This window comes from Microcoleus sp. F4-D5 (assembly GCF_036704885.1).
Lineage (GTDB): Bacteria > Cyanobacteriota > Cyanobacteriia > Cyanobacteriales > Microcoleaceae > Microcoleus.
In genome coordinates, this window is the sequence record NZ_JAUBSX010000120.1 from 1 (window position 1) to 15,514 (window position 15,514).

A 15,514-nucleotide genomic window follows, 5' to 3' on the forward strand; every position below is an offset into this window, starting at 1 on the left:
GCTGAAGATCCTGAGTTTGAAACGTTCTACACTAAGAACATTCTGCTTAACGAAGGCATTCGTGCTTGGATGGCTCCGACTGACCAACCCCACGAAAACTTCATCTTCCCTGAAGAAGTTCTGCCTCGCGGTAACGCTCTGTAATCAGCGCGAAATATCAAAATTTCCAACATTTTAAAAGGGTAAGATAAAGCTGTTTAGGCTTTACCCTTAATGCTTAAAAAGCTCCCGCCACCAGGCAGGAGCTTTTTGTTTCCAGGATTCGATCGAATTAGCGCCCTAAACAAAGTTGATTTTGTACAAAAACCAACTTTGCCTGTAGCTAGAACAACCTGTTTTTTTTTATATCTGGTGGACTCTCCTATCTGGCAAGAAATCGAGTGGCCTTTCCCCGCCGCCAGAGTTGCAATGCACCTGATAACAGCACAGCCCGGATTTTGAATAAAATACAGACAAATGGCTGAAACTGCGATCGCCCGATTGCTGTAGAGATCGATCGAAAACCTGGCTGCGGCAGTAATTTGCCCTCCTATTGCAAAAATCTCACTTTGCATCCCCCCACTTCTAATTCCTTGTGTTATTCTAATAATCGTGAATACTAGAACGATACTCACAACGCAAGTTCTTCTGGTAACGCTGGCAATGACTAGCGCACAAATCATCACCTCAAATCTTGTATTTAGGTGATGTGCGTTCAAATATGAAGCCATTTAGCTAAACCTGGAGGTGATGCCCATGATAGAAAGTAGTAAACGCATGGGTCATCAGATTGGAAACTACCGGCTGTGCGCCGGGGCCGCTCACTAGCAGTCAGCCGTCGTTTCCAACGGGAAACGACTTCCACGGGGAACCAGGCTGAGCTAGGGATTCTCCCGGCAGTCAGGTTCTAATCTGAAGACCCGCTAGACCGCTCTCACCTCAAATAGTGTTAAATCTTGAGTATTAAAACTTGAGCCTCAACACTATTGGTGAGAGCGGATAGTTTTTGGTAGGATTTTCCGCAGGTGGGCTGTGAATCTGCCATTGCTAATCCCAAAGTAAAAGAAATTATGGCTGACCTACTTAACGGTACTGAAATTCAAGAGCGCGCCACTCAATTGTCAGGCTGGACGGTTGAAGGCAAACAACTGCGGTGTACCCGTTCATTTAAAGATTTTATCGAAGCGATCGCCTTTGTGAATAAGTTGGTCGCCCCGTCAGAAGCCGCAGGACATCACCCCGACATAGAAATCTCCTATAACAAAGTTACAGTTAACTTGACAACCCACGATGCCGGAGGCTTAACTGAGAAAGACTTTGCGCTAGCCCAAGAGATTTCTGCGCTAGAAGATTGAAAGAGTGCCAGTTGACCCAACAAGAGCTCTCCATCTAGCCACAGTCCCCGATCGCGGAAAGCTCGCAAATAAAAAATCGACTTGGGGTTAAAATCGGTTGTGAAAAAGTAGAGAGGCCAAAAGTTCAATGTATAAAAGGCTATTCCCCATCATCCGACCATGATCGTATTTGAAAAGCCAGAGTTCAAGAACGAGTCTGCAGCAGCAGAAAAAACCGATCTGATAGAAAAGCTTTTAGATATTGGCGCGGCTCTGTCGAGCGCCCAAGATTTGGGCGACTTGTTAAACTTAATTTTATCCAAAAGTAGGGAAATTACCTACAGCGATGCTGGCAGCGTTTACTTAGTAGATCACAGCGACGAAACATCTAAGCTGCTATTCAAGGTAGCCCAAAACGCTTCTCAACCCAGACTGTCGTTTAAGGAGTTTGCTCTGCCGCTGACAGACAAAAGTTTGGCGGGATACGTGGCAATTACAGGTCAAAGTTTGAACCTGTCGGATGCCTACGACTTACCCCCGGGCGTACCCTACCAGCTAGATACCAGTTTTGACAGGGATATTAATTACCGCACTTGCTCGGTAATGGTGCTGCCGATGCAAAACCGACAGGGCGAGACAATAGGCGTACTGCAACTGATCAACCGCAAAACAAAAGCAGATGCGGTGCTGACTGCCGAGAATGCCTGGGAATCGACGCAGCAGTATTCGGAGTGGGAAGAAAGGATAGTTCGATCGCTCGCTTCTCAAGCAGCAATCTCGATCGAGCGCAATCAACTCCAAGAAAGCATAGAACATTTGTTCGAGGGCTTCGTCAAAGCCTCGGTGCAAGTCATAGAAGCCAGAGACCCCTGTACCTACGGCCATTCAGAACGAGTAGCAGCCCTCACAGTACGCCTGTCAGAAGAAGTAAACACCGTCAGCAGCGGAGGACTGCGCTCTATTTACTTTAACAACCGCCAAATTCAAGAACTTCGCTACGCCGCCCTGCTGCACGATTTTGGCAAAATAGGAGTCCCCGAAGCAGTTTTGACCAAACAGAAAAAGCTCTACCCCGCACAGCTAGAAATCATTCGCCACCGCTTTGGCTTAGCTCAGCGGACGATGGAAATGGAATGCGTCCAGTCTAAATATAAATACTTGCTGGAGCATTCGGCCTACCGAAAACACCCGAGCCAGGAGCCAGAGTGCGCTCAATGCCAGGAAATCGAACAGCTAGACACTAAGCTAGCAGAGGCGAAAACCAGATTAGCAGAATACTGGGAAGTGCTGCTAGAGGCAAACGAGCCTCACATTTTGGCAGCAGAACCCCTAGCTCAACTGCGAGAGATTTCTCGACAAACTTACAGAGATATAGATGGGGCAAAGAAACCCCTGCTGAACCCAGACGAGATCTTGCAATTGATGGTGTCGAGGGGCAACCTGACGCCGGAAGAACGATCGGCAATAGAATTTCACGTAACTCACACTTACGAGTTTCTGAAACAAATTCCTTGGACAAAGGATTTAAAAAATGTTCCAGACATTGCCTACGGACATCACGAAAAACTCGACGGCACAGGCTATCCGCAAGGCCTAAACAAGTCCGAAATTCCAATTCAAGCGCAATTGATGACGATCGCCGATATTTACGACGCCCTGACAGCAGGCGATCGACCCTACAAGCGAGCTCTGCGAACAGAGGCAGCGATGAAAATTTTGCGGCAAGAAGCTGCTCACAATAAAATAAACGCCGATTTGTTAGAACTGTTCGATCACCGCCAAGTCTTTAGCGTTCTCGGACACAGCTTGGATGTTAAAGTCGAATCAGCCTAGACGAGTCGGGCGTGCTGTGCTAAAAAGTAAATAGGCAATCGGGTGCTGTCTAGTGTCAGCAGTCAAATCAATCCACAGCCCAAGCTGGGTATGGTTTTGACGCCGTTGAGTAAAGGTTTAAAAACAGGCTTTATGCAGCCGTCAGTCACATCTATATACTCGGTCAGCCCAAAAGAATCCAAAGAAAAAGTGAATTTTAGGTCTCTTTTTAGAGTATGCTAGTTGAGCAACGACTGACCACATAGAAGACTAGAAAAGTTTCTCTGTAATCGGTGTGAGGATGAGAGTGAATATGTCGAAATTTTTGTGGAGTTACTTACTAATCAGCCCAGCAGTCTTAGGAGCTACCCTAGTAGTTTCTTCGAGCGCGATGGCAGCAGACGCTCAGCAGGCTGCTGATGCGGTCAATCCCGCTGTCGCCAAAGCTGAAACCGCTGAAACCTCCGAAGCGAAACTAAATGCTTTAGCTGCTGTTTCCGAAACAACTGCAGCCTCCGCTGAAACCTCCGAAGCGAAACTAAATGCTTTAGCTGCTGTTTCCGAAACAACTGCAGCCTCCGAGCCAGTAGAAGAAATTTCCCAAGTCGCTGGCAACGAAACCCAGGCAGCGATGGCAGATGTAGCCACGGCTGCACCTGAAAGTGCGATCGTCGGAGCCAACACAGCCCCTGCTGAGGCAAATCCCCAAGCGGCATCACAACCTACAAGTGAATCTTTAGCCGCAGTTGAGCAAACAGTCGCTCAACCAGTAGAAAATTCTGCCGCGGCAGCCCAACTAGAAATTCCAGCCCCGGCAGCTACCGCTCTCCCAGAGCAAATCGGTGCAGTTCAATTAGAAACTCCAGCCCCCGTAGTGGCAGAGTCGGCAGAACAAAGTTTGCCACAACCGGCTGAATCTTTAGCCCAAACTGCCACACCACAAGAGCAAAACCCAGCCGCCACATTAGAACAGCTCAACGAGTACAGCAGCGAAGGTGCTGCCGGCGGCGAAACTCAAGGTCAAGTTACCTCAGTATCTCAACTTTCCGACGTGCGGCCCACAGACTGGGCATTCCAAGCACTGCAATCCCTAGTCGAGCGCTACGGTTGTATTGCCGGGTATCCCGACGGCACCTTCCGCGGCAACCGCGCCATGACCCGCTACGAATTCGCAGCCGGTTTAAATGCTTGCTTAGACAAGGTTAGCGAGCTAATTAGAGGCGGCACTGGCAACTTCGCCACCAAAGAAGACTTGGCAGCCCTCCAACGGCTCCAAGAAGAATTTGCAGCGGAACTGGCAACCCTGCGCGGCCGCGTCGATGCTTTGGAAGCTCGGACAGCCGAACTCGAAGCCAACCAATTCTCAACTACTACCAAGCTGACTGGGGAAGCCATTTTTGCCCTCAGTGACGACTTTGGCGGCAACGTTGGGTTGTTTGGTCGAGACGAAAGAAGAGTCGGCAGCAACAATAACGAAGCTGTCTTCCAACAGCGGGTGCGTCTCAATTTAAATACGAGCTTCACCGGCAGAGACTTGTTGCTGACCAGGCTTCAAGTCGGCAACGGCCAAAACTTCAATCTTGGGGCTACCAGCGAAGGCACTCAAACTTGGAATGTTCTCGCCAGAACCGACAACGTTGTTGCGCTAGACACCTTGCTGTACAAGTTCCCCGTCGGTCCGCGACTGAACGTTACCCTTGCAGCCAACAATGTCGTTTGGGACGACTTTATCCCGACTGTCAACCCTTATTTTGAAGACTTTGACGGCGGCAACGGGTCATTGAGCGCCTTTGGACAGCGGAACCCGATTTATCGTTTAGGTGGCGGTGCAGGTATCGGCTTTGACTATGCCTTCGGTGGCAGGGGCTTGCTGGGCGGCGTGTTCGGCCCGACTTCTCTGTCATTTGGTTATTTGGCGTCAAATGCAGCGAGTCCGGCTAGGGGTGCAGGCTTGACGAACGGCGACTACACGGCGATGGGTCAGTTGACTTTTACCCCCGGACGCAACTTGCAAGTTGCTTTCAACTACAACCATGGTTACTTTAACCGAGGTAACTTTGGGTTTGACAACGGTTTCGGGGCCAGCGTCGCCGGCGGTTTCACCGGTACCGGCGTGGCTAATTCCATCAACGGTTTGACTGAAGGCCCTAACGCTCGCAAAGTTGTTAGCAACTCCTACGGCGCTCAGGCTTCGTTGCGGCTGAGCCCGAGGTTTATCCTTGGCGGCTGGGCTGGTTTAACCAATGCTCGGATCATCGGCACCGGTGATGCGAGAATTTGGAACTACGCTGTCACTTTGGCTTTGCCCGATTTAGGGAAAGAAGGCAACTTGCTGGGGATTGTGGTAGGTCGCGAGCCTTACTTGGATAAACTTGAAGCTGCAAGCAGTTTGCGGAGCTTCCGCAACGATGATTCGTATCACGTTGAAGGGTTTTACAAGTTTCAGCTCTCGGACAACATTTCTGTTACTCCGGGCGTGATTTGGGTAACTAATCCCAATCAAGATGACCGTAATGATGACATCATCATTGGTACTCTGAGAACTACTTTCACGTTCTAAGAGCGGGTTAGAGGAGGCAGGGAGGTTATACCCTCTCTGCTGGCCACTCTAAAGGCCAAGTTTAGCCCTGCCTAGCGCAGGGCTTTTTTGTTGGCGGGACGAAGGGTGCGCCAAGAATATATTAAAAATTAAAAATTATCAGTCATAAAGGCAGACAACCAATTTCTTGAGGTAAGACAGTGGTGGAAGCGGAGGGAGTCGAAACGAGAAGCTGGGTTGGTTGGGTTCAGATTGCTGATCGTTCCAAGGATGAAGTGATGAAAGTCGATTAAGTTCAGTGGAAAACCGGGGTATAATAAAAGGTAAAGTTAGGAGTTAGAGTTTGGAACTCAACATTGAGGAGAATTTTAAGATCTGACTTCGGAGTTGATAATTCTGGTATTGGAAGCAATTATGGTAGAACTCTCCTGTAAAAGCGAATACGCAATCTTAGCTTTGCTGGAGCTTGCCGATTGCTACGAAGAAGGCGAGCCTCTGCAAATTCGCCAGATAGCGGCTCAGCAAAATATTCCCGATCGATATTTAGAGCAGTTGCTCGCTACTATGAGACGCTGCGGGCTGATTCGCAGCCAGCGAGGAGCCAAGGGAGGTTATATCTTGGCGAGGGAACCCTGGAAAATTACACTCCTAGAAATTATCAACTGTCTCGAAGGCTCAGAGTTCGATCGCTCTGAAAAAGACTCGCCTGCTCAAACTGTAGAAAGTGCGGTGATTTGGGAAGTTTGGCAAGAAGCTCGATCGATTGCCAACTCGGTGTTGCAAAAATACACGCTACAGGATTTGTGCGAAAAGCGCAATGGCAGACGGCAGCTCGATATCATGTATTACATCTAGTTAGTATTGCCAACTAGGAATTAAGATTTACTTTCAACCACAAACTGACAAAGATTATGCGTATTGCTGGCGACATTACAGAATTGGTAGGGCGGACGCCTCTGGTGCAACTCAACCGCATTCCCCAAGCCGAAGGCTGCTTGGCTCGGATTGTGGTAAAACTCGAAGGCATGAATCCGGCAGCATCGGTGAAAGACCGCATCGGTGTCAATATGGTCAATCAAGCAGAGGCCGAAGGGCTGATTAGTCCAGGCAAAACGGTTTTAGTGGAACCGACTTCTGGCAATACCGGAATTGCTCTGGCAATGGTGGCAGCGGCTAAGGGCTACCAGTTGATTTTGACCATGCCGGATACGATGAGCACAGAACGCCGATCGATGCTGCGAGCTTACGGGGCCCAACTAGAACTGACTCCCGGAATTGAGGGCATGAGTGGCTGCATCCGCCGCGCTCAAGAGATTGTGGACAAAACTCCCAATGCCTATATGTTGCAGCAGTTTCGGAATCCAGCAAACCCCCAGGTTCACCGTTCGACAACGGCTGAGGAAATTTGGGAAGATACAGACGGCGAGGTGGATTTCCTGATTTCTGGAGTCGGCACTGGCGGTACGATTACGGGTGTCGCAGAGGTGATTAAGTCGCGGAAACCCGAGTTTAAGGCGATCGCCGTTGAGCCGGCCAATAGTCAGATACTGTCGGGCGGAAAGCCTGGGCCTCACAAAATTCAAGGTATCGGTGCTGGTTTTGTACCACCGGTGCTGAATGTGGATTCGATCGACGAAATTATAGTTGTTACCGATGACGAGGCGATCGCCTACGGCCGCCGCTTGGCCAGAGAAGAAGGACTTTTGTCCGGTATTTCCAGCGGTGCGGCACTATGTGCGGCAGTGAAAGTCGGCCAGCGCCCGGAAAATGCAGGGAAATTGATTGTGATGATTCAGCCTAGCTTCGGCGAACGCTATCTCAGCACTCCCTTGTTCCAAGATCCAGAACTCAATCTGGCGATGGCCCTCAACTAGGCTAGCCTCCGACCAAAGTCGCAGAAACTCACAGCAGGGCGTACACTGTACGCCCTGCTTGGCTTGGCTTTTTAGCTTAAAGAATTGCGATAGATTGTAGCTGCCTCGATCGCGATCGATGCCGAATTTCTCAAGGGGATTTTTTTTGAACGAACCGCTTTCGGCGCGTTAACTTCGCGATCGGTAAGCTGTCTTGTCGGGAAGGAAGCAGGTAACAATTGCTGGGATGAGGGCTATAGGAGTTCCCAATGTCGATCGGCTTACCACTTCCAAAGCCTCAATGTTTTTCTAAAATAGATTTATGATAAGTTGAAAACAGAGGTTTTTTACTTACAATCTTTGACATTTATATCATATAAATACTTAAAATTTTAGCAAAAAATGATATTTTTGTCAAGCACTTTTTCGCAGATTATTCAGATTTCAAGGAAATAACAGCGTGTCTTCAGTTATCAATCACTACAAAACCCTAAAAATTAGCCCAACAGCAACACAAGCGGAGATTAAACAAGCATACCGCCGTTTAGTCAAATTATTTCATCCAGACAGCCAGAGTTCCACAGCCGGTCACGAAGAGATTGTCCGCCTCAATGCAGCCTATGAAATATTAGGAGATGCCCAGCACAGACAATCATACGATCGCCAACTTTCCCAGCAAAACGAACCTCAATCACCCTGTGCACCAAACGTCAGCCGCCAGCAACAACAAACAGCAAGGGACGCCGACGAACAAATGGAACAGTGGCTGATTAAAGTATACAAACCAGTCAATAAAATGCTCAACAGCATCTTGAAGCCGCTTAAGAAAGAAATAGACGAATTGTCAGCAGATCCGTTTGATGACGAACTGATAGAAAAGTTTCAAATTTATATCGAAACCAGCCGCGACTTTCTCAAAAAAGCTCATAACTTTCTTAGATCGATGCCCAATCCATCTAATGTAGCCGGAGTGGCGGCCCATCTTTACTACTGTATCAATCAAGTCGGAGACGGCATAGAAGAATTGTATTTATTTACCCTCAATTATGACGATCGCCACTTGCACACCGGTCAAGAACTGTTTAGAATTGCCGCTAGACTGCGGCGGGAAGCACAGGATGAATTAAAATTTAAAAGTTAAAAAAGCAGATTGTTCCCTATTCCCTATTCCCTCTTCCTTCTTCCCTATTTTCACCCTGAGCGAAGCCGAAGGGCCTTCTTCCCTCTTCCTTCTTCCCTCTTCCTTCTTCCCTCTTCCTTCTTCCCTCTTCCTTCTGCCTTCTTCCTTCTTTCAAATTCCAAAAAGAACTTGAATTCGCTTGCGAATTTTAATAAAAGGAGTTTGTCCCAGAGAGTCGCCATCTAACAATCCCAAATCTCTCAAAGCTTGCTGGCGTTCCGACAATTTTTGAGCAATCTGATCGGCTAAATTGGGTTGTTCTCTTAAAAGTTTTTGCAAATCGTGGCGTTCCACCACAAACAAAATTGCATCTTCGCTAGTTTTAACAGTCGCGGTTCTCGGAGTTCCCAAAAGCAAAGATATTTCCCCAAAAAACTCGCCCTCGTGAAGCGTAGCAATATACTGATCGGCTTTTTGAGAAAGAACTTCCACAGTACCCGAAAGAATAATATAAAAAGAATCGCCAGGGTCATTTTCTTTACATACAACTTGTCCCGCTGGAAACAGTTGTCGGTAGCCGTATTCAATTAACTGTCGCAGTTCTAAATCCGTACACTGTTCAAAATAAGTTACTCGCCGCAACAAATCTCGCAGCGTCCAATTATTTGGGGATTTAGGCGCTGGATTTTTATGTTCAGAAACGGGGGGATTAGATTTGATGTCGGCTGAAGGTTTAGCATTCTGCGGAAAAACTTTGCCGTTGGAATTATCGTCTTTGTTAGGGTGAAAAAGTTTAGTTAACTCTTGCGGGTTTCGCAGCCACAAATCCCGCTGGGGAAAGGGAATTTCGATATTTCGGTGGCGCAATTCGTAATCTATTAAAAAATTGACCGCGCTTTTAATAGCATCGCTTTCCTGCGGCTGGTCAATCCAAACTAAAAGTTCAAAATTTAAAGCGTTATCTCCAAAACCGCGAAACCATACTTTAGGAGAAGGATGGGACAAGACATTCGATTCCATCCGCGCCGCAATTAACAGTGCTTCCGTAACTATTACTGGGTCCGATCCGTAAGCAACACCGACGGGGATGTGGATGCGGCATCTAGCGTCTTTGTAACTCCAGTTAATAATGTTAGTTTCGACAAATTTAATATTTGGTATAATTACAAATAGACCGTCAATAGTTTTAATGATAGTAGAGCGGATCGAAATTGTTTCTACTGTTCCTAAGAACTTGTCTATTTCAATAAAGTCTCCGACTCTAATGTGGTGCTCGAATAGCAGGGTGAGACCGCTGATAAAGTTGCTGGCGAGATTTTGCAAGCCGAAGCCAAAACCAATGCCGACAACCCCAGCCAAGACGGTGAGAGAAGTGAGGTTGATGCCGGCACTTTGCAGGACGAATATACAGCCAATACTTGCTAAAATATAGCTAATGATGGTGGAAATTGCTTCTCGACTGCCGCGATCCAATCCCATCCGAACTAGCACGCTGCGCTTGATTCCTTCGCTGATAATCTTAGCTACAATCAAGGCAAATATAGCTAAAATTATCAGTTTAACGATCGCGCTGATGGACAGATGAGCGTCCCCGATATAGAAGAGGGGGGTTGTTATCGCGCCAGAGAAATGTTCAAAAAAGCGATCGGCTCCTGCAGTAATCGAATTCATTAATATTTGGTAATGGGTAATTGGTGATTGGTAAGGAGTGATTAGTTTTGGCAGCAACTGAACCGCAAACTGCTAACGATGGCAGGGTCAAGACTAAAAAGTCGAAATTCCGGGCGCGCGCTGTTACAGGTGCGGGTCAGTGGCACTATCTCAAAGACTCGTAACTGATGGGTTAGCAACTGATGGCGAGAAACTGTTTTGTAGCGATATTTTCGGCCCGATATCTGTGTTGTGGCGTAAAATGGACCTGGCGGCTCGATCGAATAGCGACTTGTGGCCAATATCTGCAAAATTGGTAGAAATTCATTTACAGCACCCTCAAATAATCGAAAAATTCCAGCAAAAATTAGTTTATCCTTAAGAAGCGAGTCCTTTACAGAACTTAACAAGCTTACCCTAATTGACTTTTATGCAGTGCATCATCAATCGTCGGGCACAGTTTTCGGCGAGTCACCGGTACTGGCTGCCGGAGTTAAGCGAAGCCGAGAACTTTGAGCGGTTTGGCCCAACTGCCCGCGCACCCGGACACGGACACAATTACGTCCTTTACGTTTCCATGATAGGCGAACTCGACGAGTACGGCATGGTGCTCAACCTGTCTGATGTCAAGCACGTCATCAAGCGGGAAATTATCAAGGATCTCGATTTTTCCTTTCTCAACGAAGCGTGGCCGGAATTTGAGCAGACTCTGCCAACTACCGAAAACATAGCACGGCAAATTTGGCTGCGGCTAGCCCCTCATTTACCTGTAAGTAAAATTCAATTGTTTGAACATCCCGAACTTTGGGCTGAATATTTAGGAAACGGAATGGAAGCTTATCTAACTTTGTCCACTCATTTTAGCGCCGCCCATCGGTTGGCTCGTCCCGATTTGAGCTTTGAAGAAAACTCGGAAATTTACGGCAAATGTGCTCGTCCCAACGGTCACGGTCACAATTATCATTTAGAGGTGACTGTTAAAGGGGAAATTGATGCGCGGACCGGCATGATTGCTGATTTGGGAGCTTTGCAAAAAGCCGTTGACGATTATGTTGTTGAACCCTTCGATCACACTTTTTTGAATAAGGATATTGCTTATTTTGAGAACGTTGTGCCGACTGCGGAGAATATTGCTGTTCGGATCGGGCAATTGTTGCGATCGCCCGTTCGGGAATTGGGCGCAGAGTTGCACAAAATTAAGCTGATTGAAAGTCCGAATAATAGCTGTGAAATTTACGGCGCTGATTTAGAGGAAGTGGTAGCACAAAGTCAGCAGCCGGAAGCGGTTTTAGCTGCGGTTTAGAGTTAAAAATCGGGTAGGTTGGGGCGGGTTCACCCGGATAGTTGGCTAATTCTGCAGATTGGTGAAGCCACCCCTACCCGCCTCATGATGATTCCGAGGGTCATTCAACCGGATTAGGTGCGAGAATATATTCTTTCACCAAAGTTCCCCAGCCGTAATTACTGGCAGTTTTCCTGAAAAGTCAGACTCCGCGCGTATTTTGGAGATAGTAAGTCAGCATTCCTCATGTCAGCTATTTTAACTGCTGAGAGTATGAGGTCGATCGCCCGATCGCTGACAACCAAGCACCAATTTCTCCTAAATGAGTTGACGTTTATGCGCGTCTCAAATGTAGCTCTCTTGACTCTGGCTGCCCTCGCATCCCACAATTTAACTGCTAATACTAGCGCCAATCCTGCTGCACATCCTATTTCTCCTCAGACACCGCAGGCTAGCAACTTTGTTGATGCGGTAAATAATACTGAATCGCGTCGGGCTGAGTCAATTAGCGAGCCTGAGACGATCGCCCACGAACAATTTTCCTCAAATACTACTGCATCGCGTCGGGCTGAGTCAATTAGCGAGTCTGAGACGATCGCCCACGAACAATTTTCCTCAAATACTACCGCATCGCGTCGGGCTGAGTCAATTAGCGAGCCTGAGACGATCGCCCACGAACAATTTTCCCCGCGAATTGCTGTACAATCGCCGACAGGTTTGCTGGTAGCGGCCGCTCAACCCGATTCATCTGCTGGTGCAAAAACCAAGGCGAATACTGCTGCTATATCCGGCGATGAACTAACAAAATCTTTACAAGAAACCTGGCTGGCTAAATTAATCCAAACCGGGGTTGAAAGCAATCCTCAAGTTCGCGAGGTTTTAGCTTTTATCTCCCCGTCTAGTGGCAGTGATGAATCTGGATACGGTTTTAATACTACCATAACTCTGCTCAATATTTTGCTAATTCTCGGTACTGTATTTCCACCAGTGACAATTGCCTTTTTTTGGATGATGCGACGGCTGGTAATCAAACACTTGGTTGCTGATGCCAATAAAAGATTGCAGGGCATTGGTGTATTGGAATCGGAACTGATAAATTCCAGCCAACTGACTCAAAAGTTGAGGGATGAATTAGAAGCGCAAATAGGTGCAGCTAAACAATCCATTGATTTTTTAACTAGAGAAACTGAACTTTCCAAATCTTCGGTCGAGCAAATTGAGACTCTCAAATCTCAATTTATCATGCACCTGCAAGTTTTGCTGAAAGAAGTTGACGAGAAAAAATCTCAAATTGTTCGAGAAATTTCCCAAGTTCCCGCAGTTGTTGCCAAAGAAGCTCTCAAAAGCGCACCTCAACCGGCATTAAACAATTCCCCAAATTCGCAAACTCCACCTGCTAGCGACGAAAATTTGATTGCTGACGATTATATCAAGCAAGCCGAAGGGCTTTATTTTCAAGGCAATTATGATGAGGCATTAGTCTGCTTGGAAAAAGCTGTTTTAGCTAATAAAAATTTGGATGAGGCTTGGTATTGGCGCGGAAATGTGTTAATCAGATTGCAGCGCCCGGAAGAAGCACTCGCCTGTTACGACCAAGCAATCTCGATTAAACCAGATAACTACGAATTGTGGTATAATAAAGCGCATTTGCTAGGCAAATTGCACAGGTACGAAGAGGCGATCGCCTGTTACGAGCGAGCCAGTTCGAGCGAATCCCGAAAATACGGTTGTTGGCACAGTATAGCGGCTTTGTTGGCTAAATTGCAGCATTACGAAGAAGCGATCGCCAGTTACGATCGCGCCCTCGCTATCAAAGCAACAGACAGCGAAATTTGGCACAACCGAGGCGCGATGCTGGCCAAAGTACAGCAGTACGCAGCAGCAGTCGAATCTTACGATCGCGCTCTGGCTTTCAATCCCAACAGATACGAAACTTGGTACAATCGAGGCAATATGCTGTGGAGACTGCTTCGCTACAGCGATGCTATTGATTCTTACGATCGGGCGATCTGCATCCGGCCGGATAAATACGAAGTTTGGTACAATAGAGCCGCTGTACTCGGAAAATTGCAGCGATATCAAGAATCGATCGAATCCTACGACAAAGCAATAGCCATCAAACCGCAGGATTTTGAAGTGTGGCACAACCGAGGTGCAGCTTTCGATAAACTGTCGCAGCACGAAGCAGCAATTGCATCTTACGAATCAGCAATTACCCTGAATCCGGAGTGCTACGAAGCTTGGTTTGCCAAAGGGGAATCTTTGGCAAAATTGCAGCGCAATGAAGAAGCGATCGCAGCTTATGAGAAAGCGATTGCTATTAAGCCTGACTCCTACGATGCTTGGCGTCATGTGGGGATAGCTTTGTCAGCATTAAAGCGGTATGAGGAAGCAATGGCAGCTTACGATCGAGCTATTGCCATCAAACCAGAAAATGCCGAAGCTTGGCGCGATCGCGGCGCAATTGTATCAGAATTAAAGCAGGATACAGACAAAGTTGATTCCGGGGAAAAAGAGACTTAAATTCACGGGAAATCCGGTTGTTAAAAATTCATAAGTGTCAGTAAAATCGGGAGGCTAACCCTATTTGTAAGTTGATAAATGATGAGAATATGTTGCCTGTATATCGAGATACACTTTGGCAGCGCCAATCAAATTTAGCTCTATAAATGGTTGAACATGAACCATATAAACAGTTATTTTCTAGTTTTGAGCAAACTTAATAGCTGGAATTAAAATGCTTTTTATATGAGGTATATCGTCAAAAAAAATATTTTTTTGCCGCTCTGTTTGGGGCGGTTTTTTTATGGTAAATTTAGGTAAGCTGCAAACAAGGAGAATAGTTATATGTCTGTTCAGCTTCAAAAACGGTTGTTTACAGTAAAAGAATATCATTTGATGACTGAGGCTGGTATTCTCTCCGAGGGCGATCGGGTGGAATTGATTGAAGGAGAGATTGTTAAAATGGCTGCAATTGGAACTCGTCATGCAAGTTGTGTGCGACGACTGATCCGCAGTTTTAGCGTGATTCCACAAAATCTTGCTATTTTGGGTGTCCAAGACCCTATCCAGTTGACTGAGCGCACTGAACCTCAACCGGATGTTGTATTGTTGGAACCTCGCGCTGACTACTACGCGACAGCCCATCCAGTACCGTCTGAAGTTTTGCTGCTAGTTGAAGTTTCAGATAGTACGGTTGATTATGACAGAGATGTGAAAGTATCGATTTACGCGCGATCGCTCATTCAGGAAGTTTGGCTGGTAGATTTAGTTGAAAATTGTTTGGAAGTTTACCGTCAGCCCGGCCCGAACGGCTATAGTTTAATGCTCAAGTTTTGGCGCGGTCAACAAGTTGCGCCGCTGGCTTTTCCCGATTTAGAAGTGAGCGTTGATTTTATATTGGGTTAGGGCGATCGCGCCACTCGTAAACATACTGCTATCTTACCTTACAATATATTTAACAGCCGAAATCAGCGCAAGTTCTATTAGGTGGGCAATCAAGTGCTGTCTTGCACTTATAGAGAATTTGTGGCTAATTGATAGCGAGAGGTTAGAGCTGAAACACAGGAATCTATAATCATAATTAACGCTACTTTTATGCAACACTTACTATTCCAAATTTCCTAAATAATTGGACGCAAATTTTAACCTATGCCTAACATTATCTGCGCTAGTAAGATTACGTATTTTTTGAGCAACTCCACTGAAATTCTCATCTTCTATAAGTAATTTATAGCGTTCTCCCAGTTGTTCGAGATTATTGATTTTGCCTTGTTCTAACCTGCGGGCAATAACCACCATTACAGCTTCAAAGTAAGTAGGTATCAATACTTTTTGAGGTTTAAAAGCTTTGTTACCAAGACCTTTATGCCCACATTCCGCACCCCAAACTGGCACATAGTCGGATTGAGGGGGTAAAAGTGAATCACCCGAGACAAGGGTGAG

The 15,514-nt window shown here is 46.7% G+C and carries 11 protein-coding genes and 2 pseudogenes; 10 read left to right on the forward strand and 3 right to left on the reverse strand.

The window, feature by feature from the left end; all coding sequences use genetic code 11:
- Nucleotides 1–144 (forward strand): annotated as a pseudogene (locus QUA80_RS31350) (photosystem II D2 protein (photosystem q(a) protein)); the annotation flags it as partial.
- Between the two features lie 53 nt (nt 145–197).
- On the opposite strand, the gene QUA80_RS31355 reads toward QUA80_RS31350, so the two are convergent.
- On the reverse strand, nt 198–710 hold the full coding sequence (locus QUA80_RS31355) for a hypothetical protein (protein WP_333428837.1): 513 nt from the start codon (nt 708–710) through the stop codon (nt 198–200).
- Nucleotides 711–1,049: 339 nt separating this feature from the next.
- On the opposite strand from QUA80_RS31355, the gene QUA80_RS31360 reads away from it, so the two are divergent.
- The 6 genes from QUA80_RS31360 (at nt 1,050) to QUA80_RS31385 (ending at nt 8,658) form a co-directional block, all read left to right on the forward strand.
- Complete coding sequence (locus QUA80_RS31360) at nt 1,050–1,334, forward strand: 4a-hydroxytetrahydrobiopterin dehydratase (protein WP_333428838.1); 285 nt, start codon at nt 1,050–1,052, stop codon at nt 1,332–1,334.
- A gap of 159 nt (nt 1,335–1,493) precedes the next feature.
- On the forward strand, nt 1,494–3,146 hold the full coding sequence (locus QUA80_RS31365; RefSeq protein WP_333428839.1) for an HD domain-containing phosphohydrolase: 1,653 nt from the start codon (nt 1,494–1,496) through the stop codon (nt 3,144–3,146).
- Nucleotides 3,147–3,438: 292 nt separating this feature from the next.
- Nucleotides 3,439–5,685 carry an iron uptake porin gene (locus QUA80_RS31370; RefSeq protein WP_333428840.1) on the forward strand — a complete coding sequence of 749 codons (2,247 nt, stop codon included), beginning with the start codon at nt 3,439–3,441 and terminating at the stop codon, nt 5,683–5,685.
- 393 nt (nt 5,686–6,078) lie between these two features.
- A complete protein-coding gene (locus QUA80_RS31375) occupies nt 6,079–6,519 on the forward strand; it encodes an Rrf2 family transcriptional regulator (RefSeq protein WP_242716025.1) in 441 nt (146 codons plus the stop codon).
- Nucleotides 6,520–6,575: 56 nt separating this feature from the next.
- Nucleotides 6,576–7,538: a cysteine synthase A gene (gene cysK / locus QUA80_RS31380; protein ID WP_333428841.1), complete on the forward strand. Its 963-nt coding sequence runs from the start codon at nt 6,576–6,578 to the stop codon at nt 7,536–7,538.
- 439 nt (nt 7,539–7,977) lie between these two features.
- The gene (locus QUA80_RS31385; RefSeq protein ID WP_333428842.1) at nt 7,978–8,658 is read left to right on the forward strand and encodes a J domain-containing protein; all 681 of its coding nucleotides are present in this window, start codon (nt 7,978–7,980) and stop codon (nt 8,656–8,658) included.
- Nucleotides 8,659–8,808: 150 nt separating this feature from the next.
- On the opposite strand, the gene QUA80_RS31390 is transcribed toward QUA80_RS31385, so the two are convergent.
- Nucleotides 8,809–10,308: a cyclic nucleotide-binding domain-containing protein gene (locus QUA80_RS31390; protein ID WP_333428843.1), complete on the reverse strand. Its 1,500-nt coding sequence runs from the start codon at nt 10,306–10,308 to the stop codon at nt 8,809–8,811.
- Nucleotides 10,309–10,717: 409 nt separating this feature from the next.
- Between QUA80_RS31390 and QUA80_RS31395 the strand changes: the two genes are divergently transcribed.
- The 3 genes from QUA80_RS31395 to QUA80_RS31405 all read left to right on the forward strand — a co-directional run bounded on the left by QUA80_RS31395 (nt 10,718) and on the right by QUA80_RS31405 (nt 14,977).
- Nucleotides 10,718–11,590: a 6-carboxytetrahydropterin synthase gene (locus QUA80_RS31395; RefSeq protein WP_333428844.1), complete on the forward strand. Its 873-nt coding sequence runs from the start codon at nt 10,718–10,720 to the stop codon at nt 11,588–11,590.
- Nucleotides 11,591–11,815: 225 nt separating this feature from the next.
- A complete protein-coding gene (locus QUA80_RS31400) occupies nt 11,816–14,092 on the forward strand; it encodes a tetratricopeptide repeat protein (protein WP_333428845.1) in 2,277 nt (758 codons plus the stop codon).
- A gap of 324 nt (nt 14,093–14,416) precedes the next feature.
- The gene (locus QUA80_RS31405; RefSeq protein WP_333428846.1) at nt 14,417–14,977 is read left to right on the forward strand and encodes a Uma2 family endonuclease; all 561 of its coding nucleotides are present in this window, start codon (nt 14,417–14,419) and stop codon (nt 14,975–14,977) included.
- Nucleotides 14,978–15,178: 201 nt separating this feature from the next.
- On the opposite strand, the pseudogene QUA80_RS31410 reads toward QUA80_RS31405, so the two are convergent.
- Nucleotides 15,179–15,514 (reverse strand): annotated as a pseudogene (locus QUA80_RS31410) (hypothetical protein); the annotation flags it as partial.

Bases quoted from the DNA above. Each gene is read 5' to 3' on its own strand.
- QUA80_RS31395 (WP_333428844.1), top strand. From the start codon at position 10,718: ATGCAGTGCATCATCAATCGTCGGGCACAGTTTTCGGCGAGTCACCGG.
- QUA80_RS31375 (WP_242716025.1), top strand. From the start codon at position 6,079: ATGGTAGAACTCTCCTGTAAAAGCGAATACGCAATCTTAGCTTTGCTG.
- QUA80_RS31370 (WP_333428840.1), top strand. From the start codon at position 3,439: ATGTCGAAATTTTTGTGGAGTTACTTACTAATCAGCCCAGCAGTCTTA.
- cysK (WP_333428841.1), top strand. From the start codon at position 6,576: ATGCGTATTGCTGGCGACATTACAGAATTGGTAGGGCGGACGCCTCTG.
- QUA80_RS31390 (WP_333428843.1), bottom strand. From the start codon at position 10,308: ATGAATTCGATTACTGCAGGAGCCGATCGCTTTTTTGAACATTTCTCT.
- QUA80_RS31355 (WP_333428837.1), bottom strand. From the start codon at position 710: ATGGCTTCATATTTGAACGCACATCACCTAAATACAAGATTTGAGGTG.
- QUA80_RS31360 (WP_333428838.1), top strand. From the start codon at position 1,050: ATGGCTGACCTACTTAACGGTACTGAAATTCAAGAGCGCGCCACTCAA.
- QUA80_RS31405 (WP_333428846.1), top strand. From the start codon at position 14,417: ATGTCTGTTCAGCTTCAAAAACGGTTGTTTACAGTAAAAGAATATCAT.
- QUA80_RS31400 (WP_333428845.1), top strand. From the start codon at position 11,816: ATGTCAGCTATTTTAACTGCTGAGAGTATGAGGTCGATCGCCCGATCG.
- QUA80_RS31365 (WP_333428839.1), top strand. From the start codon at position 1,494: ATGATCGTATTTGAAAAGCCAGAGTTCAAGAACGAGTCTGCAGCAGCA.